Genomic DNA, 26,521 nt, shown 5'->3' on the forward strand with positions numbered 1-26,521 from the left:
CATATCATTTTTGTTATGACACATGCACAAATAGAGTTATTCGTCAAAATTGCTGATACTGGGAGCTTCACCAAAGCAGGTCTAGAGCTAAATATGACGCAGCCTGCCGTCAGTCGCGCTATCTCCACACTTGAAGCGGAGCTGGATGTAACTCTTCTGATTCGGGATCGGAAAAACGGTATTATGCTTACCGATGTGGGAAAACGAATTTTAGTTTTATTTCGGGATATTTTACAGTCCTTTGAAAAAGTGCACCAAGAAATTGCTAGTGAAAAAGGTCTTGAAATCGGAACGATACGCGTTGGCGCATTCCCAGTGGCGTCTGCTCACTTTTTACCCAAAATCATTAAGGTCATGGCTGAACAATATCCGCAGTTGGAGTTTGTGATTTATGAAGGAACCATCGATGAAATTAAAGAGTGGCTAGAAACCCGGGTAATTGATGTTGGGTTAATTATCCCGCCAGACGATGAATTTGAAACGATTCCTTTATTTCGAGAGAGAATGTATGCGGTGATAAGAGACGACCATCCCTTACAAAATCGCTCGGTTATCTCTGTCAAAGATTTGAGCAACGAGCCGTTGATTAGCTGCAAGTCAGGCTACGAGCCGCCTATTGTTGACTTGTTTAATCGAGCGCGAGTAGACCTGAGGATTCGATTTGTGGTCAGAAACGTAAATTCAGCGCTAAGTATGGTACAAGAGGGGCTTGGAATTGCGGTGTTGTCGGAACTATCGCTTTGGGCGCTTCCGCCTAATGTGCTCAAAAAAGAACTGGAGCCAGAAGCATTTAGAGATATTCGTTTGGCAGTTCCCTCATTGAAGGAGTCTTCCAATGCCGTTCAAACGTTTATCCAAACGGCACGTAAGCTCTTTCCCTAAAGCTTTCAAAAGGGAGCGCTACCTGTAATAAAGCAAAGGAGTGAGGAAAAAACAGCCTCGCTCCTTTTATTATGCAAGATGGGGGAAAGAAGGGTTATCTCCTAATGTTCAGTTTTTTATCACAAGAGAATCGGGTATCTTTCGAGAAGATAGTTCGAATGATAATGTTTTGAAATTTTTTTTAAAAGTGTAAGAGGGGTCTCCCTCATTTTTCGTTATATATAAATGAACAGACAAAAAGATAAGAGCTGGCAGCCCCTTTTTGGAATGGGAGGATAGTCAATGGAGGAAGATGAGGAGATTATTGAGCATATCTTACAGGGCAACAAAGAAATCTATGCTCAAATTATTCACAAATACAAGGATAAGGTGGCTTCAATTCTTACGAAAATGTTAGGTCATTCATCAAATATACAAGACATTGTTCAAGAGATTTTTATTAAAGCATACTACCATTTGCCAGAATATCAATCACAACAAAAATTTTCGGCATGGCTTTATCGTATCTCCATTAATCGTGGGCTAGACGAGGTACGCAAGCGAAAAAGAACACCGTTAGTTAGTGACCTAACCTTTGAAATAATGGATGGCTATACACCCGAAAAAGCTTATCTGGACAAGGAGCAGAAAGAGTTTTTGCAGCATCTTTTATTACGTGTTGACGACGAGTATAAAAACATTCTTGAGATGCACTATATTCAAGATTTAAGCTACAAAGAAATAAGTGAAAAATTATGTGTATCGATGAGTACGGTAAGAATGCGGCTTTCTTATGCTAGAAAAAAGGTGAAGGATGAATTTATTCGGATGAACAAAAGGGGGGAGTTTATTTATGAAGTGCCTGAGTCAAGAGCATCTGATAGCATACATGCACGATAAGCTTCCTGAAGCGAAGAGAGAGCAACTAGAAAAGCATCTGGATCGTTGTAGTGATTGCCAAAAACAGCTAGAGCAATTTGTTGATGAATTGGATAACTTTGGTGATGACGGATGGATAGTCGATTCGTTTTCAGAAACATTCGAACAAGACATCATAAATAAAATCCACCCTTATCCGGTAAGTGTGTTGAAGCAATCAGTCCCACATAAATTGTCTCCAATAACGAATTGGAAAAAAAGGAGTATAGACATAATGAAAAAAATGACGATTACGGTAGCTGGACTGGCATTGGTTGTATCTTTAGGAACGCTTGTTTCTCCTACTTTTGCTACCTATGTAAGCGGATTATATACCGGTCAAACAGATGCTGGTATAGATGTTATCTCGACGAAAAACAGCTTATTTTCTGACTACAAGAAAGCTGATAAAGGTCTTATACATGCTATACAAAAAGGATATTCAAAACCTCTTGATTTGTCTGCTACAGATCAAGGGCTTACTTTTGAAGTAAAAGAGGTTCTAGCCGATCCCTTGCGAATTGCCATGATTATTGGTGTGAAGGATAGCAAGGGAAATCGTTTAGATGCAAGCGAGTTGTATGATGAAGAGGAAATTAGCTTGAAGGATCAAAAGGGAAATGTATTGAAGCCGAATCAGGAGCTTGCTAATGATCCTCTTTATAAGCAGGAATCAGATTTTTGGGCTCATGATATACATGGTGATTATATCGTGCTAGAGCGGGCACTATTCGATTTTTATGGGAAAGAAAATGCTTTGCCAGATGAAATGAACGTTGAACTTACTGTGAAAAAATTAGGTGTAACGAAAGGGAATTGGAAAATACAGGTTCCAATTGATTTGAAAAAGGCCAAGGAAGCGACAAAAACGACAAAGATAAATCAAGAGTATACCAGTCCTCAGGGATTAAAGATTAGTTTGAAAGAGGTCGTTTTTGCTCCAAGTGGTACTCAGCTTATTATGGAGACAACAGCTAAGGGGGCAGATAAGGAGTTTACCTATGAGCTTGCTGATGAACAAGGAAAGAATATGGCCGCATGGGAAAGTCCTTACTTAAGAGGAACCCCTCCTGTTGATGAGCCTCTTTCTGAAAAGAATGGAAGCAGTAATAAAAATGTATTAGATTCTCTGACAGAGCGTATTAGATTAGCAGAAGGATCAGATAGATGGTTCCATACGTTTACCCCTACTTCAGGGAAAATGTCTTTTAGGCTTACCTCACTCTTTCTACGTGAAACAGCCGATTTTCAGGCGAACTTGAACATAGAGAAGCTACAAAAAGAACCTATAAAAGTAGAGGGGCAAGGGAATCTGTTCCGTTTTACAAAGATTAATCAAGACGAAAAAGCAGCGAAGGGAGTAAGCAGTATTGATTTTGAAGCTGTTTTCCCGAAAGATTTCATAAACGTGATTGGATGGAAAATCAAGGATGAAACTGGGAAACGAATAAAGGTTTTCCACTCCGAGAAGACAACGATCACTCCAAATGGAAATGTACAATTACTAGGGAAGCTGCTATTTATAAATGAAGGAAAGCTACCGAAAGAGCTTACCATTTCCTATGATACAGTGTTAAAACAAAACCACAACGTACAGTGGGAAGTGCCTATTCAACTAGAGAAATAATGCTTAAGCAACAATGAGCTGTACTAGTGTCAGATTAAGCTATCCAAATTGGATGGCTTTTTTTCTTGAAAAAACGATGCTTTCAGCAGCTGTATAATACTTTTTTGAAGTTCCCACTTCCGTATATTAGGCATATGGTATAGGCAAAAGCAACAAAACAAGAAGCAGGTGACCAAAAAATGTACGAAGGTCTAGGAGAGAACCCGTTTTATCCTGTAGGCGATCTTGAGAAAATGTCATGGCTACCATATCCTCAACAGCATTTCTATTTTCCCCATCCAAGTAATTACCCTTACCCTTCTCCTATTACGTTTGTTTTAGTTCACGGTTCTTGGGGGGATTGTAGCTATTGGCATAATACAGCAGAGGAACTGTATAAGATGGGTAACTCAGTATATACTCCAAATTTACCGGGACATGGGAGCGATGCGAATAAAGCAGTAACTCACGAGGATTATGTTAGGTCTGTCGTTGATTTTATAGAGAAGAGAAATTTATGTAATGTTGTTCTTGTCGGGCATAGCTTCGGGGGAACAGTTATAGCTAAAGTGGCAGAACAGATTCCCAAGCGTATTAGACGGCTGGTGTTTATGGACGCGTTCGTTGTACGGAATGGCTATAGCGTCGCGGACGAGATACCACCCGAGGGAAAGGCTCTCTGGCAGGAGCTTGCCCAAAAATCACCTGACAATACGATTATGCTGCCTTTTCCAAATTGGCGGGAAACGTTTATGAATACAGCCGATCTTGAACTGGCTACAGAGATTTATCAAACCGTCACGCCAGAACCAGCGGGGCCACTATTTCAAAAGCTGGATCTGTCAGTATTCTATAGTCTGACTGTTCCCAAAAGCTACTACTACCTCATTGAAGATATAGCGGTTCCACAAGGAGAGCAGTATGGATGGCATCCGCACATGTCCAACCGACTTGGATTGTTCCGGTTAATAAAATCAAAAGGAGATCATATGACATCCTTTTATACCATGCCGTCCATGATTGCAAAAAATTTGGTCAGAGCAGGCAGAGATTAATGAAAATGTAAGGTATTCTTACTCATTACTTGATCTACTTTGATTGGCTTATTCCAATTCGTTTTGGAGTAAGTCTTTTTTGTAAAAAATTCATTTCCCCTATAAGATTTTCGCTTTACCAACGCTCCATTTAATGCCATAATGTCGCCATACAGTGTCAATAATAGACAGGAGTGAAATGAAAGAATGAAACGCATTACTTTTCAAACCCCGAATGAACTTGCCGATTATGGACGTGAGCGCGATGTAGCAATCACTGTGGAATATCGCGATGAAAATGGAAAGCAACGTCAAGTGATTCTATCTGATGAACGTTTAGCTGAAATTGGAGAGTATTTGGCAAAACCAAATGCTATGGCGTATTTTAAAGAGGAGAAAATCTTCTATGAAGTAATTGCTGCATGGCTTCGAGCCTGATAAGAGTATCACGTCGTATCTGAAGACATACTCGATATGGCGTTTTTGCGGGAGGATAGGGCTGTTTATTTGGTTGGATGTATGTCCAACCTCGGCTTTATATTATCTGAATATTATGTTGGTACTATAGAACCGAGATCTAGCATTACACGCCTTGATCACATCAAACATTTAGGAAATAAACGGAAAAAATCAGGTTTGAAAATCGGGTAATAAGATTTCTAATAAAAGAAAATTGGAATATCAAAGCGAGTCTTCTTTTTCTTTCGTGAAAAAGCGGTCATAACACCCATGTTTCCCTTTGATAGAAAGGTTCCATGGGTATTTTTGATTTTTGGTAGGTATTAGTTGTCAGGTTGTATAAAAAAAGCGTAAGAAAAACATAGCTTCATACATATTTTCATACACAAAAAGCCAATCTGCTTACAGCCCAAGCATAGAAATATCATCCGTGTATTTCTGTCGGTTCAAAATCCTGCTGAACACGAAACCAAATGTTTAGATCATTGATTGTACTCGCTAACTCAGCAATTTCAGAATTAAGCTCACACGAACGCTCAAAATCCTCTTCCTGATAGAGCTCTGCTTGTTTTTGATTAATAACAGCTTCAAGAGCGATCACGCGATCTGGTATTCTCGAACGAATTTCTTCCCATTGCAACAAGATATCGGCCCTCTCAGCAGGATCGTATTCTTCCCATTCCAAGTAGAGAAAGGGAAGGAGGATTCCAAGCCGCTCCTCATGTTTGAATTCATAACGTACCACGTATCTGACTCCCTTCGGCAAAGCATGCTATAATTATCGTATACGAAAAAAAGCAAATAATATAGAGCCATGCTACATAAAACTGCAAATCTAGAAAAGCTGATGTATGCAGGATACAGTTAAATGAAAGGAATATAATATGAATCAAAAATCCAGAGTCTTAATAGATGCAGATGCTTGTCCCAAAAAGGCTCTCCAGATAACAATCGAGCTATGTCAACAATACGGTTATGAGCTGATTACCTTCGCTAGCTATAATCATCAATTTCAGCATGATAATCATGTGGTTGTAGATGCAGGCTCACAAGCAGTGGATATTCGTTTAACGAATGAAGCGAAAGCAGGCGATATCGTGGTAACGCAGGATATTGGTTTAGGAGCTATGGTAATGGGGAAGGGGGCCAGATCCCTGACGCCACATGGTAAAATTTTTACTTCAGACAGCATTACGTTTGATTTAGAAGTCCGTAATGAAAAGGCGAGATTCCGGCGTGGCGGTGGACGGACAAAAGGACCGCACGCTAGAACCCCAATGGATGACCAACATTTCCGGGAAGCACTGACGCACCTGATGCAGGAGGGAGGCGAGCAGTGATGAAAAAAGACAGGATACAAGACGCCTCCCCCTTTCACAGCAGGTTTACTCTATTGATAGCAGCTATTTTATTTATCGCTTTCTTTTGGATAACCTACCTTGTTATTGGGCTCGGTTCTAATGTGATGGATGAATGGGGCATCATGATGAGTAAGGAAATACGCAAGCCTTACTTAACGATTATTATGCATGCTATTACCCAATTGGGAGATGTGTACATTTTAGTGATTGTGGTAGTCCTGTTTGTCACAGGCTGGTGGAAAAAACATCGGGTAGAGTCCTGGTTTTTTCTGGGGACGCTTGCTTTTGGGTTTTTAGGAAAAGAAATTCTCAAAAGAACGATTATGCGCGAGCGGCCTATTGATGTAAATTTGATTGAACTTCCTTCCTCATGGTCCTTCCCTAGTGGACATACGACCTTTAGTACCTTATTTTTTGGAATGGGAGCCTATTTGCTATGGAAGCATCAGCGTGGGCGTACAAACGCATGGCTTTGGCCGATGATAGGCATTGCCATCCCTTTATTGGTTGGATGCAGCCGAATTTATTTAGGAGTCCATTTCTTCAGTGATGTTGTGGCAGCTTGGTTATATTCTGCTGGATGTATCCTCGTATCAGCCTATTTGTATGAGAGAAAGCAGGTACGGGGTATAAATTAAGTAAGGATTAAAAAAAAGAAGTAACAAAACGAACTCTGTTGACATATAAATGGGAAGTATGGTAGGGTAAATATTAATTGTTATATTTATCTGACTATTCCTCAGTAGCTCAATGGTGGAGCAACCGGTTGTTAACCGGTAGGCTGGCGGTTCGAGTCCATCCTGAGGGCCATGCTCCTGTAGCTCAGTCGGTAGAGCGTTTCCATGGTAAGGAAGAGGTCGCAGGTTCGATTCCTGTCGGGAGCATTCCTTTCTCCGTTATAGATTGATGAGGCGTGACCTAGTCAGGGTAGCGTCTCTTTTTATTGAGAGAATTATTTTTTACAGTTTCAATGTTGCTTTTTTCTGGAAAAAAACGAAATCTGTGTTACAATGATATGCATAAACGCTTATATTGTGTTGGTATGCATCAGCCTGCAAAAAGAGTGGTAATTTTTTGAGAACGATACACGGCTGGAAGTGTCATTTTTCTTCAAAAAACTTCTTACATGATGAAACCTTTTACCTGTCTGATCGTATACCTTACTTGTCAGTCGAAAAGAGAGGGGAATACATTTTATTATGAAAAGAAACAAGCTATTGATGGTCTTCATGGCATTAGCATTAATGTTTACGACCGTTGGAATAAACGCTCATGAAGTAGACGCAAAGCGCGGTGGTGGATACAAGTCTGGTTCGAAGTCATTCCAACCTACACAAAGTACAACTACTCCGAAATCTAATGCAAAGCAAGATCAAAACGTAAACAGCAAAACAAACACTACTGCACCAGCAGCAAATACTGCTAGCAAAAGCGGCGGTTTCATGAAAGGGTTATTGTTTGGTGGATTAGCAGGTATGTTGTTTGGTGGTCTGTTAGGTCATCTAGGTGGTTTTGGAGCATTTGCTGCCGCATTATTGAATATCCTGATGTTAGTGGGGATTGTCTTGCTGGTGGTTCGTCTCTTCCAGATGGTGCGAAATAATAAAAATAATAATAAATATAAGGAACAGGAAAACCGATGGAAACAATAAGACTATTAGAACAGGACCTTATTAATGCAATTTGTCTTTATATTGCTGAAAAAAGAGAGATCGAACCTTATCAGGTAAATGTTGAACTGATGTGGGATGAGGAATATGGTTATTCTGCGGAAGTGAATGCGAACGGGCGTGAGCAGGTTCTGATTGAGGCCAACATGCTAGAGGCCCTGCGCAAGTACTTGCGTGATCAGATGGAACTAGATCCATTTTCAGCTCGAATTCAGCTAGACATTGATGATGAAGAGGGCATGATCGCTCTTGTTTCCTACAACGAATGATGAAAAGCCACGCGGAGCTTCTACACTCTGCGTGGCTTTTTCCTTGTGCAGCTGCATTGCAGGCAAGCCTGTTACGACTTTTTGGCTTCTCTTGTATCATTCATAAATAATTGCCAGAAGTAGAGAAAGCCCGGAGTAAGAATAGCAAATCCTACGATATAGACAACAAACAAAGCTCGAAAATTATTCGGATGTGTGAAGCCTGATTCAATCGTAACATTTGGATAAACCAAATAAGGAAGATGAGCAACACCATAGGCATAGCTGGCTAACAGGTATTGAATGATAGCAGCAATGGTAGCAAGACGTGGGAAGCTAAGCCAGCCTTTTCGTCTAGATGTACCATATAACGATGCGTAGGAGAGCAGGAAAAAGCCAGCAGAAGCGATGAGCCAGCCAGTCTTAGAACGCAAATTAGTATAAATCCAAGAGGCCTCGCTGGACATGGTAATCACGACCGCAACGGCCAGCACAATCGTGATAGGGCCTACAATCCGAGCATCTCTGCGATAAATTTGAAACGCTTCCCGTTCGCCAAGAACATTGGAAAAATCGGCTAGCAAAAGTGAGGAGAGAAAAAGAGTACTAGTAATCGCCAGCCCAATATACATATATTCATGCGGACTAGAAAACAGTCTGAGTAGCTGAAGCTGTTCGTAGCCGTTTTCAAGTGTAATAAAACCGCCCTGTGTGATTGGCAACACACTGATTAATAGGGCAGGAATCAAGATACCCGTAATACCTGAGATTATCGACATCATTTTACGATAATCCTCTACTACATGAGAAAAGACCAAGAAGGCACTTCGCAACAGCAGCAAGAACAATATTAAACTACCTGGTATGATCAATACAGTACCTAACGTATAGGTAGCTCCTGGGAAAAAGGTAACAAGTGCTATGACGATCAGTACAATAAAGACATTCGTTACTTCCCAGGATGGAGAGAGATAACGATTAGCGATTTGGGTTGCTTTGGTCTGCTCGCGATCTCGATAAATCATGGACCAAAAGCCCGCACCAAAGTCGATGGAAGCAGCGACCGAATAGATAAAAACGAATCCCCACAGCATGGTAACAGCAATAATGGTATCACTCATGCTTCTCCCTCCAAGCTGATGGGATGCCGGCGGAAATAATAACGGAAGACTAGGATTGTTGCGATAGCCATGAACAGATAGATTCCTAAGAATAACAGAAACAGCGTACCTAAGCCCTGTGACTGGGTAGTAGCATCTGCTGTTTTCATAACACGATATAAAATCCAAGGCTGACGGCCGGTACATGCGAAGATCCAGCCAGCCTCAATACCTAGCATAGATAAAGGACCGCTTAGGACAAAAATCCACAATACCCATCGAGGATAATGAGAATGCTTGAGCCATTTTTTCCAAGCAAAACCGATAAAACCAACGAAAATGAGTGCACCACCAACCAAGACCATAAAATTAAAGAGAGTATGGACAAAGAGCGGAGGCCATTCGTCCCGCGGGAAATCATTTAGCCCTACGACCACCTCATTTGGTGTATTTCCCGCTAGCACACTTAGCAACCAAGGAATTTCAAGTCCATATTTTACTTGCTGTGTCACCTCATCTGTAATCCCACCAATAACAAGAGGAGCATGGGACTGTGTCTCAAATAAGCCCTCTGCCGCGGCTAATTTTTCTGGTTGATATTGATGCAAATGCTGAGCAGAATCATGTCCATTAATCCCTGTCAGCAAGGAAAATGTACCGCCGATGACCAACCCCATTAATAAGGCTTTTTGATGAAAGGCATATTCACGAGACGTTTTATTGACCTTCAGCATTTTATAGGCCGCGATCGAGGCAATGACAAACGCACCTGTCATATAGGCGGAAACAACTACATGACCGGCTGTAACAAAAAAGCTGGGGTTAAAAAATGCTTTCCAAGGGTCAACGTCAACCACTTCTCCATTGACCAAATGAAAACCGGTCGGAGTTCCTTCAAAGGCGTGAACATTGGTAATGAGCACAGCGGAAGCAGTGGCCCCAATCAAAACAAGCAGTACACTTACAATCCGCATTTTGGGAGATAGACGATGTGCTGCATATACATAAATAGATAAAAACAAGGCTTCTAGAAAAAAGGCAAAGATTTCAATTTGGAATGGGAGGGAGATAACCTTGCCGACCACTTCCATAAAACCGGGCCAAAGTAAGGATAATTGGACACCTGAGATCGTTCCAGAGGGAATAGCAATTCCAAGTAAAATGGCCTGTCCCTTGGTCCAGCGCTTTGCCATTAGTGAATAGTCGGTGTCCTTTGTGCGCTGATACAAAAGCTCTGCAATTAAAATCATTAACGGCAAGCCAACGCCAAGTGAAGCAAAGATAATATGAAAGCCCATCGTCATACCAAAGGTGCTTCTGGCGATCAGAATTTGATCCATATCCCATCAACCTTTCTCCGTAACAAGTTCCTCCTTACCTTTGCATTTTTTTCCTGTTATTATGCATGAAGGTTGGAAAAAGGCTCCATTTGGCTTTCGGATAGCTACTTGATTTCTATGGATAATCATGCTATAATATTTTTACAAAAGTCCTAATTTTGCGGTCATGGCGGAATTGGCAGACGCGCTAGATTCAGGTTCTAGTGGTGGCAACACCGTGGAGGTTCAAGTCCTCTTGTCCGCACCAATCATATATGCGGGTGTAGTTCAATGGTAGAACTCCAGCCTTCCAAGCTGGTCGCGTGGGTTCGATTCCCATCACCCGCTCCATAGTTTTATTTGTCAAAAGCCTTGATAAACAAGGCTTTTTTATTTTTTATCTCTCTTTATGCTTTTTCGCATAATCCAACTCTGCGAACGAATTGGGAACTAAAATTTTTCGGATTAAGTGTATCAAATCGTTCTGCCGTCCCTCGATTCATCTTATTCGTAACATAGATATAGATATAGATATAGATATAGATATCGGCAGTTGCTTCGTTGAAAGTTTGGTATGTCATAAACGTTCTTGGATGGCTTTTAATACTACACCGCTTTTAAGTAGAAAAATGGTGTCTAGTGATATAAATGTGGTCACTTTTATTAAGGTTATATTTGAAATGATCTTCCTGCAATGATAATATAGCCATATAGCTATATGACGATTATAAAAGGAGGCATTTATTCACATGGATTTAATCCAACTTTCTTCGGCTCTAAAAGCATTAGGTGATCCAACCCGGCTTAAAATCATTGCCTTATTAAATCAAAGAGATTGTTGCGTATGTGAATTAGTCCCGATCTTTGGAATTTCTCAACCTTCGATATCTAGGCACATGAGTCGTTTAAAGAACGAGAATTTAGTAAATGAAACACGGAAAGGTCAATGGGTCTTCTACTCTTTGAATCATTCAACAATGAAGAAAATTGGCTTATCCCTAGCACAGTTACCGGATTGCACTTCAGATTTTGAGAAATTACAAGAAGCAAACTTACGGATTACTTGCGATTAAACCCTCTACTAAAAAGAAATGTAAGGGAGATGTAACAATGAGTAATGTGGGGAAAAAACGTCTTTCGTTTTTAGATCGCTACCTAACACTTTGGATTTTTCTGGCTATAGGCATTGGAGTTGGCCTTGGGTTTATCTATCCACAGTTTGTTACTGGGTTAAATAGTTTACAGGTGGGAACAACATCCATTCCTCTTGCAATTGGACTTATCTTAATGATGTACCCACCGCTTGCTAAGGTGCGTTATGAAGAAATGGGAAGAGTATTTAAGGATACCAAGGTTTTAATCCTTTCTCTTGTTCAAAACTGGATTATCGGCCCAATTTTAATGTTTGGTCTTGCCGTTTTATTCCTGTCGGATAAGCCAGAGTACATGATCGGCTTAATTATGATTGGCTTGGCACGCTGTATTGCTATGGTAATTGTTTGGAATGATCTTGCCAAAGGAGACACGGAATATGCTGCTGGATTAGTGGCTTTTAATTCAGTTTTCCAAATGCTTTTCTTCTCAGTGTATGCTTATCTATTTGTAACTATCATTCCAGAATGGTTGGGATTAGAAGGTGCAGTTGTGTCGATCACTATGGTGGAAGTAGCGAAGTCTGTCATGATTTACCTAGGAATCCCATTTCTTGCAGGGATGCTGACACGTTTTACTCTCTTAAAAGTAAAAGGGAGTCGCTGGTATGAAAATGAGTTTATTCCTAAAATTAATCCCATAACCCTAATTGCCTTACTTTTCACCATTATCGTGATGTTTTCACTAAAAGGCGATGCCATTATCAGCTTACCACTCGATGTAGTTCGTATTGCGATCCCACTACTCATTTATCTTGTACTGATGTTTTTTATTTCTTTCTTTATGGGAAAGAAAATTGGAGCAAGCTACCCAGTTACAACAACACTTGCTTTTACGGCAGGTAGTAATAACTTTGAACTTGCGATCGCTGTCGCAGTAGGAGTATTTGGTATCCATTCCGGTGCTGCTTTTGCAGCAGTTATTGGCCCGTTAGTAGAAGTACCAGTCATGATTGCACTAGTCAATGCGGCTTTCTGGCTTAAACGAATGTATTTTACTGAACAGAAAACGTAAAGGGCGGGGGAAACGGGTATGAAAAAAGTACATCAATAAAGTGTTTTGAAAAATATAGCGTCCGATTAGGGCGTTTTTTGCAAATGAAAAATTCAAATTAATAGGGCTTTTATTTGAATGACCATGTAAAGTTTATTGTGGTTGTAAGCTGAAAAAATAGGAGTCGGTTCTACGAGTATGCAGAATCAACTCTATTAGCTACGGTAGATCAAGCGGACCAAATTTTCACGAAGCCGCCTGAAATTAACGCAGCGGCAGTCTCTTATTTAAAATAGCTGCCAATTTACGTCGACACTTCATTTGATAATTTTGTTGAGTTAATTTTCCTGTTTTGAATTGCCCGATTACCATTCTAACATCTTTATTATAGATGATTAGACTTCTATACTCCTCATGTTCTAATAAGCCCTTGTACCAAGCGAATGTTTTTATTTTTTTAATGTTTTTTGTAATTTGTTCTTCATCTGGCTTAAAAAATGGTACATACACTAATAAATGTAAAAGATCAAGAACCAGTGGCATGCGTAATCCCTCCCACAAAAATATCTGCTCCTCTGTATTTACGGATTAAACCGTAAAAGGTCTCAAATTTCTGTATTTTGTTTAAACGGCAGATATTTATTTCTTCAATAATCAGACATTCATTTTACGCAAATAATAATTTGCCGGAGTTCCAAACAAAAGTATGTGTTGTTCGATCACGGGCTATCAAGACCTGACCTGAATAGTGTGCTAATCAATCTAGATTTGACTTCAATCCGTTAACCCATAGTTTAATCTATATTTGACGGGTTCTCCTTTGACCTCTCAGCCTTATATAAAACACTCATGTCTGGTCTTAAAAGGGACTGACATGAGTGTTTTTGTCTTTCTAACGCTGAAATGACCGTCTATCTCTTTTTAAATACACTAGGCTTTTGACTCAAAATGATAACCGAATTCCTGCATTAATAACAGCCACTTTTCAATACTTGGACGATCTTTCTTTTCCTTTGGTAACACGATGTAGGCCGGGCGTTTGGGCGGGATGCTTCCTGTTAGCTTAATCTGACGGATACTCCCATCCTCGAGCGCTCTTCGTACCATAGAACGCGTTACTAGCGATAACCCTAATCCTTCTTGTACGAAATCGAGGGCAAGATGAGCCCCATCTACTTGCAGACGAGGGATATAGCTAGGTGGGAGAGTTTTGATAATCCACTCAGTGAAGGGGGGACCCCAATTGACTAGGATCAATGGTACCTTACTTAAATCGTCTGTATCAATACTTGCAACTGAACTAAGCGGGTGATGAGGTGCTCCTACCAATAGAATCTCATCTTCGTAAAACGGAATTATTTCATAGTTTGGTAGGGAGGGCGGGGTATAAACCATGCCAATTTGGATCAATTGGTCATGCAGATAAGTGTTAATGTCAGACGAGTGTCCCGTTTTCGTCCTAACGGCAATGGTTGGGTAACGAAGATAATATTCCTTAAGAATAGGCTCTAGTACATAAGACCAGAGGGAAGAAACACTGCCAATGGTCAGACGGTCTTCATAAGGCTGCAAGGAGGCAACCTCCTGCATACCCTCCTGAGCTAACTTGATGATACGCTCTGCATATGGCAATAAGGCAAGCCCGGCTTGTGTGATCTCAACACTTCGTTTATCTCGAATAAATAAGGGCCTGCCAATTCGTTCCTCCAATTGCTTAATACGCATAGTAACAGTGGATTGAACCAAGTGCAGGATTTCAGCAGTTCGGGTGAAATTGCGGGTTTGCGCCAATGTATAAAAAGCTTTTAATTGCTCAAAGTCCATAATATAACCTCTTATGTATATATTTGATTACTGTGAACAAAAAAATTCGTTTCTCAAATCATACAATACTTTGTAATCTGTTGATACTGATAATGGGAAAAATCGAAAGTGAGTGAAAGTTTGTGATACAAGGATTTCATATTTTAAAGAAAACGCCAGGGGCGATTAGATGGTTACTAGCCATGTCTTTTTGTATGAACTTAGGCTTTTATGCCTTAATCCCATATTTGACACTTTATCTGACCGGTAGCTATGGATGGGCATTATCTATGGCGGGATTAGTTCTGAGTGTACGTCAGTTTTCTCAACAGGGTGTAGCCTTTTTAGGCGGTATTATTGCCGATCGATGTGGATATAAGATAACGATGGTCTTAGGGATGATTGTGAGGGGACTGGGTTTTCTTGCATTTGCTTTTTGTACTGAAACCTGGCATTTTTTTGTTGCAGCAATCTTTTCTGGACTGGGCGGCTCGTTATTTGAACCGGCTGTTAGTGCTTCATACGCTGTATTGACCCCTGAAGCAATTCGGAAAGATGTGTTTGGTGTCAAGAATGTCCTGAATAATGTAAGTATAGCGGGGTCACAGTTGGTTGGAACAGTATTAATTATGGTCGATTTCTATTGGCTTTCCATCTTTGCTGGTGCTTTATATTTCTTGTGTGCAGGAGTGGCTTTGCTTGTGTTACCGCCATTGTCTGTAAAAGTCACAAAATCAAACGTACTACGAAGTCTTCAGACGGTCATTTCGGATCGGAGCTTTATGCTTTATACGTTTATACTGATCGGTCATTATTATATTTATATGCAATTATTTTTGGCCATCCCACAATTCGTTGAGGATACCTTGCAAAATAAAATGGCAGTAGGAACTGTGCTGTCCACGGTATCTGTGGTTACCATTCTGTTTCAAATGAAGATGCTGCAATGGCTGAGTAACTATAGTCAACGCTTCACTTTGATAGGGGTAGGTACATTGATAATGGCATTTGGACTATTTTTATTTAGTTTTTCGAATCAATTATGGATGATTCTGCTTGATGCTGGTATTTTTGCAATTGGTACCATGATCTCAGTTCCCTATTTAATTGATATGGTTCCGTATTTTGCCCCTAAAAACCAATTAGGCGCTTACTATGGATTTAATGGCTATGCACTTGCTATAGGTGGCTCTATTGGTATCTCATTAGGAGGATGGGCTTACGAGCTTGGAAAACAATTGGATATAGCATGGTTGCCGTGGGGGATCTGTCTAGCAATCGGGCTACTTGTATGCTGGCATATGTACCGAATGGAGAAAAGAATGGCAATACAAGCGAAGAGGGTAGCTATCTAGTGCTTCCTGATTATTTTTCACTGATGTCGATTTAACTCAGAAATTCGGGGGAAAAAGAGAGAGAAGAGTAAACAAAAATTGAAACGAAATGGGCTTCTCATACGTATGGATATATATAATACTACCGGAGTAGGAATTCTGGTTGAAAGCGAGGGACATAAGGTGGAAGATAAAAAGAAAATACGCCACATGCTATTCTTCACTGGTTCATTCGGGTTTGCTGTCTTCGCTATGGTTGTTGTCACCGAGATTATTCGTGTCTCCATGCATTAGTCTCATACTCAAAAAACGAATACCGAACGTAAAAGTGATTCGGACAGAAAGAGAGGCGGCCATTACGGCCGTCTTTTTTTAGACGAAATCTATATTTTTCGACAATATGTAATTATTTGTGGATAATTCAAAAAAAGAAATCCACAAGGATATATATCTATTTATACATCTTTTGCACAATTACCCCACAGGCTATCAACAGGATTTCCACAGCACTTGTGGATATCAGAACGATTGTTCGTTTTTTTATAAGCTGATACAATACGGTATAGAATAAAAGGGAGGTGACAAGCGTGAGATACTTAAGTGATACGATGTTGATAGAAGTATATCAACGTGCAGTCGCCCTTCATCTCGATGCCGATTTTATTTTCTTGGTAGAAGCTGAAATGGCGCGTAGGAAACTCTCTATTCAAAGTGCTTAAGTCATGAAGGTAGTAGAATTGCAAACATAAAATAGAAAACGGGCAAATCGAGATAGCCACCCTATGGAAGGGTGGCACTTATTTTTTGTCTATAGCAGGACTTCAAACATTGTAATGTTATGTAAAGGTTGCTTGTTTTCATGTAGATCTTCCGGGAAATATAAAAAGACTGGCCCTTTGTCTCGAATTGGTTTACCGTCTTTTGAGAATTGAAGAATGATTTGCTTGGATTTTTCCAGAGAAACGTCTACATAATCTTGTTGCTCACGGTGAATCCGTAGAGTCGTGGCGTTCGGATGCGGCTTGGCATTTTCCAAAAAAGGTGCAAATTTGATTGCATAATCGCCCTCAAGCACTTTTCGTTCTTCTGCCAAGCTTTTGCGTTGACTAGGAGGAGTGGCGCCTTCCTTCATTTCTTTTTCCCAATGCAGGGCTGCACTTCGGATATATCTATTCGTCTCTTGTAATTCCAATTGATCCTGCTCCTTATAAGAAGACAGTTCGAATTTTCGGTCATCAAACACCCACACGCTTGGATCAATGGTGATAGGGAATTCTACAGCTCCCTTTACTACAATCACGTCTGCCATTTTGGTCTTCCTCTCTGTTAGCCTTTTCCTACTTCATTATTGTAACGCAGGATGCAGAGTGCCGCAATGAATGTGTTGGTTAGTAGAGTTTTTTGTCAGCGTTTTCACAGGCATTTAACATATTATGCACTATGAATAAAAGGTTATCCCCTTTTCAAATGACTCGTTATGACGTACTATGTATGTATGGTAGGACGTGTCCAAACGGAGGGATAGGTTTTGACAGACGTAAAAATTCATAACGATATGGCCAATAAAGCTTTAGCGTTATTAAGAGCAGATGCGGATAAAATATATAAATTAATTGATGTTCAGATGGAGAATTTGAACATGCCACAGTGTCCTTTATACGAAGAGGTGCTTGATACACAGATGTTCGGTCTGTCGCGTGAAATCGAGTTCGCTGTTCGACTAGGTGTAGTAGAGGAAGAGGAAGGCAGGTCTATTCTGGAAAATCTTGAACACAAATTAGCCGATTTACACGAGCTCTTTAACGAAAAAAAATAAAAACTCGCTAGGAAAGCTTTCTTTCCTTAGCGAGTTTTTATTACGTGTGGACGATCTAATCGAAGAAGAAGGCTGTACCAAGAATTATATACACAATTAACAGCAATATTCCTTCGAACCAATTGGTTTTACCGTCCCGACAGATCGAAATCGTGATAATGGTTGATACGGCAATTGCTGTGAGCTCTGGTACAGTAAAAACGATGTTCATCGGAGACCCGAAGAAGAGACTGATTAAGACCAGTGTGGGAGCTACGAACAAAGCTACCTGTAAACTAGAACCCACAGCAATTTCCACAGCTGCTCCAATACGACCCTTCATAGCTAGCAGGATTGCGGCACTGTGCTCTGCGGCATTTCCTATAATAGCAATGACAAAAGCCCCCACAAACAGCTCTGACCAGCCAAAGGTATGTGAGACTGCTTCCACACTATGTACTAACCACTCGGATACGACGGCGACAAAGAAAGTAGATAGTACCAGCATGACGATGGACACTGGCTTTGACCAAACAGCCTCACTCTCATATTGTTCCACATCAGTGAGAAATGATTTATGTGTGACCATCGAGAAGATCAGCCACAGTACATACGCAATAATTAATAATATCGCAATCACGATCGACAGAGTGTTAATCTTTTCAAGGGATAGCTCAGACATAAAGATAGCAGGAATAAACAACGAAACCAAGGCTAACGTCATCATGGAAGCATTGTGCCCGGCTAGTTGGCTATTAAAGATTTGTTCTTTAAATTTCAAACCGCCAAGCAATACGCTTAAGCCTAATACCAATAAAAGATTTCCGATAACAGAGCCTGTGATAGACGCTTTTACCATCTCAAACAAACCTTCTCTAACTAAGAAGAACGCAATAATTAATTCCGCGGCATTGCCAAAGGTTGCGTTTAAGAATCCGCCAATGCGATCCCCTGCATAATGAGCGACATTCTCGGTAGCTTTTCCTAACCAGGATGCGAGAAAGATAATGGCTATGGAAGCTGTGATAAACCGTAATACTTCATTTTCTGTGAAATAGTGAAACCCAGCCGCCAGGGCGAAGCTTCCCCCTACCAACAAATAAAATAGTCGCATGCTTTTCATACCATATAACCCCTCATTTCTTACCGGTTTATTTCCTACTGTGTGTTGCGGATGATCGAGGATTCATGAGTGCATATTCCACTTACGTTAAAGGAAAACTAAGGAAAACGTAAGGAGGTGCTTTATGTCTGCTCCCTATTGCTGTCCAGTATGTCGCACTAATCGTATGAGATTTACCATCATACGTCAACAACCCCAATATGTTCGCTTACATCCGCAAACCGGTGAGACCATAGAAGAATTGACTCAAACGGAATTAGATGCTTTTCATCAGCCCTATAAAGGGGATGACTATCTTGTTCAATGTGGCATCTGTGGTACTATTGAAAGCGAAGAAAGGTTTGTAAAAATGGCGCAACACTCATTTGGACCAAAATGAGCAAGCTAAATATAATTATGTCTAGTAAAAAGAGAGAAACCTGGTAATGACTTATACCAGGTTTTACATCTTTATACGGTTAAATCGAATGATTATCTACAAAAGATGTGTTTACCTATCCTTTTAATTTGCGGGCGACTCCAGATCCAAGCAGAGGTTGCTGTATCTGGATTAAAATAATAGGTAGCCCCTTCACTAGGGTCCCAACCCTTTAGGGCATCTTGAACTGCCTTTCGCGCTGTTTCATCTGGTGAAAGATAAATTTGACCGTCAGCTACTGCTGTAAAGGCCCGTGGTTCAAACACAACAGCAGCCGGTGAATTAGGGAAGGAGGGGCTTTGGGTACGATTTAAAATAACGGCCGCGACTGCAACTTGTCCGATATACGGCTCACCGCGTGCTTCTCCATATACAGCTTGGGCCATAATTCGCAGATCATTAGCCGAAAAGCCATTAGAAGCCGTGATTACTTGATTTCCTTTTTCTTTTGGTTTAAAAGTCCCCATCACATAATTTTTTGTTGCATTGTACAGCTTGACTTTTGTTTTATCGTCCAGCTCCCCGGTAATAGTCATGCCAAATTCATATTGAAAAAGACGCAGAGCTGCTTTTGTACGAGGACCGAAAATAGAATCGATATCTCCTGTGTAAAAACCAATATGTTTAAGTCGCTCTTGTAGTTCTCTTACATTGGTACCTGTGCTTCCTTCTTTATAGGTAGGACCCATGGTAAACGCTTGTGTGATACTTGGAATACTACTAACCAGAAATGCAGTACACAAGATTACTCCGAAACACCAATACATAACTTTTTGCACTGTATGTATGCCTCCCTTTTGTAAAAAAGCTACGTTAGTAACGGTAGTTCGTTTTGTAAGGGTAGTTTGTCCGATTTTCTATTGATTTAAAAGCTGGTAAAATTTTCGAGAATAGTGCTTCAAGCCTTTGCCGAAACCCGTTATAATAAAAGAAAAACATTTTTGAAGCAGTACATGATTAGTTGGGTAAGCTATGTATAACAGGTAAGTAGCGCTACATAAGGGCGGTTCACATAAGGAGGCGGTAGGGATGGATTCCGTGAAAGACCAAATCAGAGTGGCAGATCAAGTAGTTGCAGTTATTGCAGGAGTAGCGGCTCAGGAGATTGAAGAGGTAGCTGTAGGCGGTTCTACTACATTTTATGATGAATGGACGAAGCGATTAGGTGCGAAGAATAACGCAAAAGGAATCATGGTCGAAATAGGAGATATGGGTGCTTCTATTACATTATGGGTTTCTGTTCGATACGGAACCATCATTAGCAAGACCTGCCAGCATCTACAAGAAAAAGTAAAAGAAACAGTAGAGTTTTTGACAGGATTGACGGTTTATGAGGTAAACGTACGCGTCGAGGGTCTCATGATTGAATAACGAAAACTAAATATAGGTATAAACAAATAGAAAAAATCCAACGACGAAATTGATGCTGTCGTTGGATTTTTTATGTTCGTGAAGAAAATGCCTATCCTTGCATCGAGGAGCTCTGGGCATTTTTTTGTCGATTAACCTCACGAGATACGCTTAGCAGGATTCCCATGCTCGTCATACAAATTAACAGGGATGATCCACCATAACTGATAAATGGCAATGGTACACCTGTCAAAGGAATAGCACCTGTTACGCCACCGATATTAATCATTGCTTGAATGCTAATCATGGTAACGATTCCTGTTCCAGCAAGCGTAGCAAAGGTATCAGTTGATCGTAAGCTGATCTGCAGTCCCCGAATGATTAACAGCAGATATAACAGCAGGAAGATAGAGGTACCAATTAGCCCCATCTCTTCAGCAATCACGGAAAAGATAAAATCGGTATAGGCCTCCGGTAGATACAGATACTTCTGTAAGCTTTTCCCGAACCCTGTACCGAAGATTCCGCCTCGTGCAATAGCATAGAGGGATTGAACCATATGAAATCCTTTACCTAATGGATCACTCCAAGGATCATTAAAAGAGATTAATCGCGCCAAAGCATGTTTTTTTACCAGGATATAAGTAGTAATAAACAGAGCAGATGGAGGGACCGTAAGCAAAAAGATATGCTTAATATTAGCTCCGCCTGCTATTAAGATAACCCCAGCCGTTCCCAAAATAATGGCGGCTGTTCCTAAATCAGGCTGGCCCATAATCATCAAAAAGAAAATACCTGTAACCGTTAAAGGTGGTATTAAGCCTGTTTTAAAGCTTCGAAAGGCATCTCCTTTTTTGGCAATGAGGGCTGACAGATACAGAATTAATCCCAGCTTGGCAACCTCTGAGGTTTGTAAATTCATAAAGCCTAATTTAATCCATGATTGCGCACCGTTAGCTTTGGTCGCAAATCCAGGAATATAAACAAGTAGAAGTAAGAAAAAGCTACCGACGGCAATCAACAGGAAATTTTTCTTATAAAAGGAGAAGGGGATGTTCATAACAAAGAGCATAAGAAACAGACCCAAGATGGCAAAGATGATTTGTCTTTTTGCGAAGTACAAACCGTCACCTAGACAATAATCACAACCTTTGGATGTCAATATTCCGGTTTGAGCATAGATGTAGCTGGAGCTCATTACCATCGTAATGCCAAAGCCTACAAGTAGAACTGTTAAAAAAAGTAGGAGAAAATCTGGTACGCCCCGAGTTTTCATTGAAAAAGAAATCACCCCTAGAAATGAAACAGAGAGGTGGGTATGTCCTCTCTGCTTGTGTAAAGTATTTGAACAAACTGAACCTTCATACTGTTATGCTAATTTGTCTTTTAAACCTTGTAAAACCTGTTTTGCATTGTTGAGTACGCCATCTGGCATAGGACAGTCATAATCGATTCCATGCGGGAACAGATGCTTGCCAATGAATGGCTCGTCCAATTTTAATACAGTGTCTGGATCTTCCATTTTGCCTTCTACACAATGTGCTTGAATGCGAAGATAGTACGTGGTGTCTCTATCCTTTAGCTTGTAATCGTAGGTTGCATGGTTATAATCCCAAGCAAAACGCGTGAAACCTAAGCTATCCATAGCAATGTCTAAGTCGGCTAGAGTTCCTTGTTGACCGCCGATTCCCGTTTCTTTGAGAAGCATTCTGCCTTCCTCCTTCGTGATATTCACTCCCTTATGATAGTAGGTTTTTCCTGATTGTGCAATGATTATGAGACGTAAAAAATAGCTCGATTGCATGAAAGAATACAGGAGGGGGGAAACTAACCTTTGTTTAAGAACGGAAGGAGGAAGAAAAATGGCAAAAAGAACACTACGTGAAATCATGACAGAGAACCTGGCTACCGTTACATTATTGGATAATGTATATGAAGTAGCAGTGAAAATGAGAGATTGGAACGTTGGCGTTATCCCAGTTGTGAATGAGCAAAATGATGTTATCGGAGTAATCACAGACCGTGATATCGTCATTCGTGGTCTGGCTGAAAAGCACCAAGGCTCTACCAAAATTGAAGAGGTTATGAGCACAGACATCGTGCTGGGTACCCCAGAAATGACCGTGGATGCAGCAGCTAAGCTGATGGCTCAGCATCAAATTCGTCGTCTGCCAGTAGTTGACAACGGAAAATTAGTTGGTATTGTAGCGATTGGAGACATGGCAATCCGCAACATTTTACAAGATGAAGCTGGAGAGGCGTTAGCAGAGATTTCAGAAACAGCTTCACGCCATTAAATTTTAAAATGAAGAGAGCATTTGTGGGCACTCGAAAAACGAGTGTCTTTTTCTATTTCAATTTTCTGTGTCACTCCATAATATTTGGGCTTGTCTTTTTTGGACCCAATTTATTCCTTTCGCATAGGCTGTAACGAAGAGGAAAGGAGGGTCCACATGGGTTTTTTCGATTTTGACTTCTTAAATGGAGATAACGAGGAACTGATATGGATCATCATAATTGTCGTGGTTTTATTTTTACTACTCGTTGATTGGGACTGGGAATAATGACCGGATAAAAAGGCGGCCTACCAAGATGTTGTGGGTCGTTTTTTGCTTTAAAAGAATAGAAAAACTGTAGACAAGCACGTATGTTTGGTATGATGGGAAAGGTGGAAATAATCAAAAAGCATGGAGGATTTGTCATGAGAACAATGTTTACCAAAACGAAGCATTTATTAGCCATCTTTTCCCTTGGCGTTGCCTTAACGGTAAGTGGATGCGCCACTGAAAAAGACAAGCAAGAAAACAACGAGCCTACTCCCAATGGAAAAATGAAAGTTAAAATAGAGAGAGTGGTCGATGGGGATACCTTTAAAACAACAAAGGGCGATAAGGTAAGGCTAATCGGAGTGGATACACCAGAGACTGTAAAGCCCAATACTCCTGTACAGCCATATGGAAAAGAAGCGAGTAACTATTCGAAAAATATGCTGGAAGGCAAGGAGGTCACTCTTCAATTTGATGTTCAGCCTCTCGATAAATATCAAAGATTATTAGCTTATGTTTATTTAGAAGATGGCACATTCTATAATGAGCATCTTGTACATGAAGGTTACGCTCGTATCATGACAGTTCCACCTAATGTAGCCCAATCGGAAGTGTTCTTAAAGGCAGAACAGGATGCTAGAGAAAACAATCGCGGGCTCTGGGCCTTGGATGTTTATCAGAAATCGGACCAGGATAAGAAAAAGAATACATCCTCGAAGAAGCAAAAGAGTCAATCTGATCAAAAAGAAAGTGCCTTGCAAAAGGACAGCGGCAAGCAGCAAATCAAAGGAAATATTAATTCAAAGGGTGAAAAAATCTATCATGTGCCTGGTGGACGTTATTATGAGCAAACAAAACCAGAAGAGTGGTTTGATACCGAAGAGGCTGCAATAAAAGCAGGATTCAGAAAATCAAAGGAATAACATTTTGATGATTGTTTGAATATTATAATGTTATCTGATACACTACGAGTAGAGAGAGCGGAAAATGAGGTGCTGCGGGATGAGGAAAAATCTGAATCATAAGCATAATGGACAAGAAAAAAACTCCAATTATTCTCACGTAGAACATCAAGATAACGAAATTGTAACGAAAACTTGTTGTGGTGAACAGGGGCATCATTCCCATGCAGATCCCCATCAGCACGAGCATTGTCAAGATACAGGTCACTTTCATCAAGACCATCAACACAAAAATCATAGTCACGATCACGAACATCATAAACACACTCGTCACGAACATAATCATGCTGGACATTCACACGGTGCAGGATGCTGTTTTGCCCAACATGAAATGGCGACGAATGAATTAGCCAATAAACCTGCTGCACAGGTATATCATATTGAGGGCATGGATTGCGGCTCCTGCGCATTGACGTTACAAAAGCATGTGCAGAAAAGCCTGAACATGTCTGAAGTGGAAGTAAACTTTAGCACAGCTAAAATGCGCTTGGGAAAAAAGGCTAATGTTGAACAAGTTCTCCAAGCTATTGCGGAAGCTGGTTACAAAGGTACATATCAAGACGGAAATGATCGCTTGGCTAGTGTTGAACCAGAAGCTTGGTGGAGAAACGAGGCGGTTTGGCGTACGGGAACAGCAGGCTTTTTTATTCTGGTAGGGCTTTTGCTTCATGCATTCCAGTTAGATATGCTGGGGAATGGTGCTTATGCTGTAGCTATGGTGGTTGCTGGTTTAAAACCATTAAAAGCCGCCTGGTATGCTCTGAAAAGCAAATCAGCCGATATGAACCTGCTGATGAGCTTAGCGGCAATAGGGGCAGCTTTTATTGGGGAATGGTTAGAAGGGGCAACGGTTGTTTTCTTATTTGGACTTGGGAACGCTTTGCAAACCCTATCTATCAATAAAACGCGTCAATCTATCCGCTCCTTACTACGTTTAGCACCAAAGGAAGCGCTGGTATACAGAGGACAGGAATGGGTTAGTATCCCAGTAAAAGATGTAAAAGTTGGAGAGCGCTTATTAATCAAAGCAGGTGAAGGAATTCCTCTTGATGGGTTTATCGTGAAAGGAATTTCAACGTTTAATCAGGCGCCGATCACTGGGGAATCCATGCCAGTTGACAAAGGCGTAGGTGACAATCTTTTTGCCGGTAGTATAAACGAAACTGACGCAGTTGAGATGGAAGTCACGAAGATCGGCTCCGATTCGACTTTAGCTCGCATCATTCATTTAGTGGAGGAAGCACAGGAGAAGAAGGCTCCAACAGAGCAATTCGTAGAGAAATTTGCTAGAATTTATACTCCAATTGTCATTGTAGTGGCCCTAGCTGTTATCGTTTTGCCTCCTTTATTTACGGGAGAGTGGCAACATTGGTTTTACCGGGGCTTGGAGCTATTGGTTATCGCTTGCCCTTGCGCCTTAGTGATTTCGACTCCGGTTGCAGTAGTGTCAGCTATTGGCAGTGCGGCGCGTCAGGGTGTGCTTATTAAGGGTGGAGCTGCCTTGGAGATTATTGGCCATTTAAAGCAAGTGGCTTTTGACAAGACTGGTACAATCACAACAGGAAAATTACAGGTCGAAAAAATTCTTACTCTTCAGGAACGCACAGAGGCAGAAATTCTTGAAAAGGCAGCCATGATCGAGCAATCCTCACATCATCCCATTGCTACAGCTATCCTGTTGCAGGCAAGGGAAAATGGCATTCTCCCGCAGAATTCTGATCATCATCAAACCATTGTTGGTAAGGGTGCTAGTGCCACACAGTCAGGAATCACGTATTTGGCTGGGAATGAAAAGCTGTTTACCGAATATGAAGTTGAGCTGGGGCTTTTACAAGAACAGGTTAAAGAAGAACAACAAGCTGGCAAAACGATCGTATTAGTGGGGACAACAAAAGAAATTTGGGGTGCTCTTATCATATCTGATACTATTCGCCCAACAAGCCAACAGGTGATGCAGCAATTACAAGGCATTGGGGTAAAAACCTTGTTGCTCACGGGAGATAATGCCGGAGCGGCACAGCATATGGCTCAAAAAGTGGGAATAGGACACGTACAAGCTGGATTGTTGCCAGAAGATAAGCTGGAGGCAATTAAGGTAGCTAAAGAGCGAGAAGGTGGCACGATCGCAATGGTGGGTGACGGTATTAATGATGCCCCAGCTTTAGCTACTGCAGATGTAGGCATTGCGATGGGAGGAGCAGGGACAGATACTGCGATGGAAACAGCAGGTATCGTATTGATGGCTGATGACCTAGAAAAACTACCGTATGTAATTAGACTTAGCCAGCAAGCGTTAGCGATTATCAAGCAAAACATATATTTCTCTCTGTTGATCAAAGCGATTGCACTGCTTTTGATCATCCCAAACTGGCTCACATTGTGGATGGCCGTCATTAGTGATACAGGAGCAGCAATGATCGTCATTCTTAATAGCATGAGGCTATTGAGAAAGTGATTTTTACAAGAGAA

General features: G+C 40.9%; 30 protein-coding genes and 4 tRNA genes. 24 read left to right on the plus strand and 10 right to left on the minus strand.

The window, feature by feature from the left end; genetic code table 11:
• Positions 1-15: 15 nt before the first annotated feature.
• From QZ995_RS07645 to QZ995_RS07665, 5 genes are all read left to right on the plus strand, one after another.
• Positions 16-882 carry a LysR family transcriptional regulator gene (locus QZ995_RS07645; protein ID WP_301805113.1) on the plus strand — a complete coding sequence of 289 codons (867 nt, stop codon included), beginning with the start codon at positions 16-18 and terminating at the stop codon, positions 880-882.
• A gap of 282 nt (positions 883-1,164) precedes the next feature.
• Positions 1,165-1,761, plus strand: coding sequence for an RNA polymerase sigma factor (locus QZ995_RS07650; protein ID WP_301805116.1), 597 nt, complete (start codon positions 1,165-1,167; stop codon positions 1,759-1,761).
• A complete protein-coding gene (locus QZ995_RS07655) occupies positions 1,715-3,406 on the plus strand; it encodes a DUF4179 domain-containing protein (protein WP_301805118.1) in 1,692 nt (563 codons plus the stop codon). Before QZ995_RS07650 ends, QZ995_RS07655 begins: the two co-directional genes overlap by 47 nt.
• A 179-nt stretch (positions 3,407-3,585) precedes the next feature.
• Positions 3,586-4,440 (plus strand): alpha/beta fold hydrolase, encoded by an 855-nt coding sequence (locus QZ995_RS07660; protein WP_301805120.1) that lies wholly within the window; start codon positions 3,586-3,588, stop codon positions 4,438-4,440.
• A gap of 186 nt (positions 4,441-4,626) precedes the next feature.
• Complete coding sequence (locus QZ995_RS07665; protein WP_301805122.1) at positions 4,627-4,857, plus strand: hypothetical protein; 231 nt, start codon at positions 4,627-4,629, stop codon at positions 4,855-4,857.
• A gap of 445 nt (positions 4,858-5,302) precedes the next feature.
• On the opposite strand, the gene QZ995_RS07670 is transcribed toward QZ995_RS07665, so the two are convergent.
• A complete protein-coding gene (locus QZ995_RS07670) occupies positions 5,303-5,623 on the minus strand; it encodes a hypothetical protein (protein ID WP_301805124.1) in 321 nt (106 codons plus the stop codon).
• Between the two features lie 139 nt (positions 5,624-5,762).
• Between QZ995_RS07670 and QZ995_RS07675 the strand changes: the two genes are divergently transcribed.
• The 6 genes from QZ995_RS07675 (at position 5,763) to QZ995_RS07700 (ending at position 8,178) form a co-directional block, all read left to right on the plus strand.
• Positions 5,763-6,218 (plus strand): YaiI/YqxD family protein, encoded by a 456-nt coding sequence (locus QZ995_RS07675; RefSeq protein ID WP_301805126.1) that lies wholly within the window; start codon positions 5,763-5,765, stop codon positions 6,216-6,218.
• Positions 6,218-6,877: a phosphatase PAP2 family protein gene (locus tag QZ995_RS07680; protein WP_301805128.1), complete on the plus strand. Its 660-nt coding sequence runs from the start codon at positions 6,218-6,220 to the stop codon at positions 6,875-6,877. Before QZ995_RS07675 ends, QZ995_RS07680 begins: the two co-directional genes overlap by 1 nt.
• Positions 6,878-6,975: 98 nt before the next feature.
• Positions 6,976-7,047, plus strand: a tRNA-Asn gene (locus tag QZ995_RS07685).
• Between the two features lie 3 nt (positions 7,048-7,050).
• Positions 7,051-7,123 (plus strand) — tRNA-Thr (locus tag QZ995_RS07690).
• A gap of 315 nt (positions 7,124-7,438) precedes the next feature.
• Positions 7,439-7,891 (plus strand): hypothetical protein, encoded by a 453-nt coding sequence (locus tag QZ995_RS07695; protein WP_003338027.1) that lies wholly within the window; start codon positions 7,439-7,441, stop codon positions 7,889-7,891.
• Positions 7,879-8,178 (plus strand): YxcD family protein, encoded by a 300-nt coding sequence (locus tag QZ995_RS07700; protein WP_031414206.1) that lies wholly within the window; start codon positions 7,879-7,881, stop codon positions 8,176-8,178. Before QZ995_RS07695 ends, QZ995_RS07700 begins: the two co-directional genes overlap by 13 nt.
• 71 nt (positions 8,179-8,249) lie before the next feature.
• Here the strand turns inward: QZ995_RS07700 and QZ995_RS07705 are convergent, their stop codons facing one another.
• Together QZ995_RS07705 and QZ995_RS07710 are read right to left on the minus strand one after the other, a co-directional pair.
• The gene (locus QZ995_RS07705) at positions 8,250-9,278 is read right to left on the minus strand and encodes a cytochrome d ubiquinol oxidase subunit II (RefSeq protein WP_301805133.1); all 1,029 of its coding nucleotides are present in this window, start codon (positions 9,276-9,278) and stop codon (positions 8,250-8,252) included.
• Positions 9,275-10,597, minus strand: a complete 1,323-nt coding sequence (locus QZ995_RS07710; protein ID WP_301805136.1) for a cytochrome ubiquinol oxidase subunit I — start codon at positions 10,595-10,597, stop codon at positions 9,275-9,277. The genes QZ995_RS07705 and QZ995_RS07710 overlap by 4 nt, the downstream gene beginning before the upstream one ends.
• A gap of 160 nt (positions 10,598-10,757) precedes the next feature.
• On the opposite strand from QZ995_RS07710, the gene QZ995_RS07715 reads away from it, so the two are divergent.
• The 4 genes from QZ995_RS07715 to arsB all read left to right on the plus strand — a co-directional run bounded on the left by QZ995_RS07715 (position 10,758) and on the right by arsB (position 12,742).
• Positions 10,758-10,844 (plus strand) — tRNA-Leu (locus tag QZ995_RS07715).
• Positions 10,845-10,853: 9 nt separating this feature from the next.
• Positions 10,854-10,927 (plus strand) — tRNA-Gly (locus QZ995_RS07720).
• A gap of 398 nt (positions 10,928-11,325) precedes the next feature.
• On the plus strand, positions 11,326-11,649 hold the full coding sequence (locus QZ995_RS07725; RefSeq protein ID WP_301805139.1) for an ArsR/SmtB family transcription factor: 324 nt from the start codon (positions 11,326-11,328) through the stop codon (positions 11,647-11,649).
• 37 nt (positions 11,650-11,686) lie between these two features.
• The gene (arsB, locus tag QZ995_RS07730) at positions 11,687-12,742 is read left to right on the plus strand and encodes an ACR3 family arsenite efflux transporter (protein ID WP_301805142.1); all 1,056 of its coding nucleotides are present in this window, start codon (positions 11,687-11,689) and stop codon (positions 12,740-12,742) included.
• Positions 12,743-12,985: 243 nt separating this feature from the next.
• On the opposite strand, the gene QZ995_RS07735 is transcribed toward arsB, so the two are convergent.
• On the minus strand, positions 12,986-13,264 hold the full coding sequence (locus QZ995_RS07735) for a hypothetical protein (protein WP_301805145.1): 279 nt from the start codon (positions 13,262-13,264) through the stop codon (positions 12,986-12,988).
• Positions 13,265-13,651: 387 nt separating this feature from the next.
• Positions 13,652-14,545 (minus strand): LysR family transcriptional regulator, encoded by an 894-nt coding sequence (locus tag QZ995_RS07740; RefSeq protein ID WP_301805150.1) that lies wholly within the window; start codon positions 14,543-14,545, stop codon positions 13,652-13,654.
• 122 nt (positions 14,546-14,667) lie between these two features.
• Between QZ995_RS07740 and QZ995_RS07745 the strand changes: the two genes are divergently transcribed.
• From QZ995_RS07745 to QZ995_RS07755, 3 genes are all read left to right on the plus strand, one after another.
• On the plus strand, positions 14,668-15,879 hold the full coding sequence (locus QZ995_RS07745) for an MDR family MFS transporter (protein WP_301805153.1): 1,212 nt from the start codon (positions 14,668-14,670) through the stop codon (positions 15,877-15,879).
• 78 nt (positions 15,880-15,957) lie between these two features.
• Complete coding sequence (locus QZ995_RS07750; protein WP_035293006.1) at positions 15,958-16,152, plus strand: hypothetical protein; 195 nt, start codon at positions 15,958-15,960, stop codon at positions 16,150-16,152.
• A gap of 293 nt (positions 16,153-16,445) precedes the next feature.
• Entirely contained in the window at positions 16,446-16,577 is a 132-nt protein-coding gene (locus QZ995_RS07755) for a sporulation histidine kinase inhibitor Sda (protein ID WP_031414218.1), read from the plus strand.
• An 89-nt stretch (positions 16,578-16,666) separates the two neighbouring features.
• Here the strand turns inward: QZ995_RS07755 and QZ995_RS07760 are convergent, their stop codons facing one another.
• Positions 16,667-17,167: a hypothetical protein gene (locus tag QZ995_RS07760; RefSeq protein WP_301805160.1), complete on the minus strand. Its 501-nt coding sequence runs from the start codon at positions 17,165-17,167 to the stop codon at positions 16,667-16,669.
• Positions 17,168-17,413: 246 nt separating this feature from the next.
• Here QZ995_RS07760 and QZ995_RS07765 point away from each other — a divergent pair, with 246 nt between their 5' ends.
• The gene (locus QZ995_RS07765) at positions 17,414-17,674 is read left to right on the plus strand and encodes a YlaN family protein (protein ID WP_301805606.1); all 261 of its coding nucleotides are present in this window, start codon (positions 17,414-17,416) and stop codon (positions 17,672-17,674) included.
• A 55-nt stretch (positions 17,675-17,729) separates the two neighbouring features.
• On the opposite strand, the gene cax is transcribed toward QZ995_RS07765, so the two are convergent.
• Positions 17,730-18,776 carry a calcium/proton exchanger gene (cax, locus tag QZ995_RS07770; protein ID WP_301805164.1) on the minus strand — a complete coding sequence of 349 codons (1,047 nt, stop codon included), beginning with the start codon at positions 18,774-18,776 and terminating at the stop codon, positions 17,730-17,732.
• A gap of 124 nt (positions 18,777-18,900) precedes the next feature.
• On the opposite strand from cax, the gene QZ995_RS07775 reads away from it, so the two are divergent.
• Positions 18,901-19,155: a hypothetical protein gene (locus QZ995_RS07775; RefSeq protein WP_031414221.1), complete on the plus strand. Its 255-nt coding sequence runs from the start codon at positions 18,901-18,903 to the stop codon at positions 19,153-19,155.
• A gap of 92 nt (positions 19,156-19,247) precedes the next feature.
• Here the strand turns inward: QZ995_RS07775 and sleB are convergent, their stop codons facing one another.
• On the minus strand, positions 19,248-19,973 hold the full coding sequence (gene sleB, locus QZ995_RS07780; RefSeq protein WP_301805167.1) for a spore cortex-lytic enzyme: 726 nt from the start codon (positions 19,971-19,973) through the stop codon (positions 19,248-19,250).
• A gap of 250 nt (positions 19,974-20,223) precedes the next feature.
• On the opposite strand from sleB, the gene QZ995_RS07785 reads away from it, so the two are divergent.
• On the plus strand, positions 20,224-20,565 hold the full coding sequence (locus tag QZ995_RS07785) for an Asp23/Gls24 family envelope stress response protein (protein WP_301805170.1): 342 nt from the start codon (positions 20,224-20,226) through the stop codon (positions 20,563-20,565).
• Positions 20,566-20,656: 91 nt separating this feature from the next.
• Here QZ995_RS07785 and ftsW read toward each other — a convergent pair whose 3' ends face one another.
• Together ftsW and QZ995_RS07795 are read right to left on the minus strand one after the other, a co-directional pair.
• Positions 20,657-21,820, minus strand: coding sequence for a putative lipid II flippase FtsW (gene ftsW / locus QZ995_RS07790; RefSeq protein ID WP_301805173.1), 1,164 nt, complete (start codon positions 21,818-21,820; stop codon positions 20,657-20,659).
• Positions 21,821-21,913: 93 nt separating this feature from the next.
• A complete protein-coding gene (locus QZ995_RS07795) occupies positions 21,914-22,252 on the minus strand; it encodes a YugN family protein (RefSeq protein WP_301805175.1) in 339 nt (112 codons plus the stop codon).
• 154 nt (positions 22,253-22,406) lie between these two features.
• On the opposite strand from QZ995_RS07795, the gene QZ995_RS07800 reads away from it, so the two are divergent.
• From QZ995_RS07800 to QZ995_RS07810, 3 genes are all read left to right on the plus strand, one after another.
• Positions 22,407-22,841 (plus strand): CBS domain-containing protein, encoded by a 435-nt coding sequence (locus QZ995_RS07800; protein ID WP_301805178.1) that lies wholly within the window; start codon positions 22,407-22,409, stop codon positions 22,839-22,841.
• Positions 22,842-23,245: 404 nt separating this feature from the next.
• On the plus strand, positions 23,246-24,013 hold the full coding sequence (locus QZ995_RS07805; RefSeq protein WP_301805180.1) for a thermonuclease family protein: 768 nt from the start codon (positions 23,246-23,248) through the stop codon (positions 24,011-24,013).
• 79 nt (positions 24,014-24,092) lie between these two features.
• The gene (locus QZ995_RS07810) at positions 24,093-26,507 is read left to right on the plus strand and encodes a heavy metal translocating P-type ATPase (protein ID WP_301805182.1); all 2,415 of its coding nucleotides are present in this window, start codon (positions 24,093-24,095) and stop codon (positions 26,505-26,507) included.
• Positions 26,508-26,521 lie beyond the last annotated feature (14 nt).

This window comes from Brevibacillus laterosporus (assembly GCF_030489605.1).
GTDB lineage: Bacteria > Bacillota > Bacilli > Brevibacillales > Brevibacillaceae > Brevibacillus_B > Brevibacillus_B laterosporus_E.

Bases quoted from the DNA above. Each gene is read 5' to 3' on its own strand.
- QZ995_RS07645 (WP_301805113.1), top strand. From the start codon at position 16: ATGACACATGCACAAATAGAGTTATTCGTCAAAATTGCTGATACTGGG.
- QZ995_RS07650 (WP_301805116.1), top strand. From the start codon at position 1,165: ATGGAGGAAGATGAGGAGATTATTGAGCATATCTTACAGGGCAACAAA.
- QZ995_RS07655 (WP_301805118.1), top strand. From the start codon at position 1,715: ATGAAGTGCCTGAGTCAAGAGCATCTGATAGCATACATGCACGATAAG.
- QZ995_RS07660 (WP_301805120.1), top strand. From the start codon at position 3,586: ATGTACGAAGGTCTAGGAGAGAACCCGTTTTATCCTGTAGGCGATCTT.
- QZ995_RS07665 (WP_301805122.1), top strand. From the start codon at position 4,627: ATGAAACGCATTACTTTTCAAACCCCGAATGAACTTGCCGATTATGGA.
- QZ995_RS07675 (WP_301805126.1), top strand. From the start codon at position 5,763: ATGAATCAAAAATCCAGAGTCTTAATAGATGCAGATGCTTGTCCCAAA.
- QZ995_RS07680 (WP_301805128.1), top strand. From the start codon at position 6,218: ATGAAAAAAGACAGGATACAAGACGCCTCCCCCTTTCACAGCAGGTTT.
- QZ995_RS07695 (WP_003338027.1), top strand. From the start codon at position 7,439: ATGAAAAGAAACAAGCTATTGATGGTCTTCATGGCATTAGCATTAATG.
- QZ995_RS07700 (WP_031414206.1), top strand. From the start codon at position 7,879: ATGGAAACAATAAGACTATTAGAACAGGACCTTATTAATGCAATTTGT.
- QZ995_RS07705 (WP_301805133.1), bottom strand. From the start codon at position 9,278: ATGAGTGATACCATTATTGCTGTTACCATGCTGTGGGGATTCGTTTTT.
- QZ995_RS07710 (WP_301805136.1), bottom strand. From the start codon at position 10,597: ATGGATCAAATTCTGATCGCCAGAAGCACCTTTGGTATGACGATGGGC.
- QZ995_RS07725 (WP_301805139.1), top strand. From the start codon at position 11,326: ATGGATTTAATCCAACTTTCTTCGGCTCTAAAAGCATTAGGTGATCCA.
- arsB (WP_301805142.1), top strand. From the start codon at position 11,687: ATGAGTAATGTGGGGAAAAAACGTCTTTCGTTTTTAGATCGCTACCTA.
- QZ995_RS07735 (WP_301805145.1), bottom strand. From the start codon at position 13,264: ATGCCACTGGTTCTTGATCTTTTACATTTATTAGTGTATGTACCATTT.
- QZ995_RS07740 (WP_301805150.1), bottom strand. From the start codon at position 14,545: ATGGACTTTGAGCAATTAAAAGCTTTTTATACATTGGCGCAAACCCGC.
- QZ995_RS07760 (WP_301805160.1), bottom strand. From the start codon at position 17,167: ATGGCAGACGTGATTGTAGTAAAGGGAGCTGTAGAATTCCCTATCACC.
- QZ995_RS07765 (WP_301805606.1), top strand. From the start codon at position 17,414: ATGGCCAATAAAGCTTTAGCGTTATTAAGAGCAGATGCGGATAAAATA.
- cax (WP_301805164.1), bottom strand. From the start codon at position 18,776: ATGAAAAGCATGCGACTATTTTATTTGTTGGTAGGGGGAAGCTTCGCC.
- QZ995_RS07775 (WP_031414221.1), top strand. From the start codon at position 18,901: ATGTCTGCTCCCTATTGCTGTCCAGTATGTCGCACTAATCGTATGAGA.
- QZ995_RS07785 (WP_301805170.1), top strand. From the start codon at position 20,224: ATGGATTCCGTGAAAGACCAAATCAGAGTGGCAGATCAAGTAGTTGCA.
- ftsW (WP_301805173.1), bottom strand. From the start codon at position 21,820: ATGAAAACTCGGGGCGTACCAGATTTTCTCCTACTTTTTTTAACAGTT.
- QZ995_RS07795 (WP_301805175.1), bottom strand. From the start codon at position 22,252: ATGCTTCTCAAAGAAACGGGAATCGGCGGTCAACAAGGAACTCTAGCC.
- QZ995_RS07800 (WP_301805178.1), top strand. From the start codon at position 22,407: ATGGCAAAAAGAACACTACGTGAAATCATGACAGAGAACCTGGCTACC.
- QZ995_RS07805 (WP_301805180.1), top strand. From the start codon at position 23,246: ATGAGAACAATGTTTACCAAAACGAAGCATTTATTAGCCATCTTTTCC.
- QZ995_RS07810 (WP_301805182.1), top strand. From the start codon at position 24,093: ATGAGGAAAAATCTGAATCATAAGCATAATGGACAAGAAAAAAACTCC.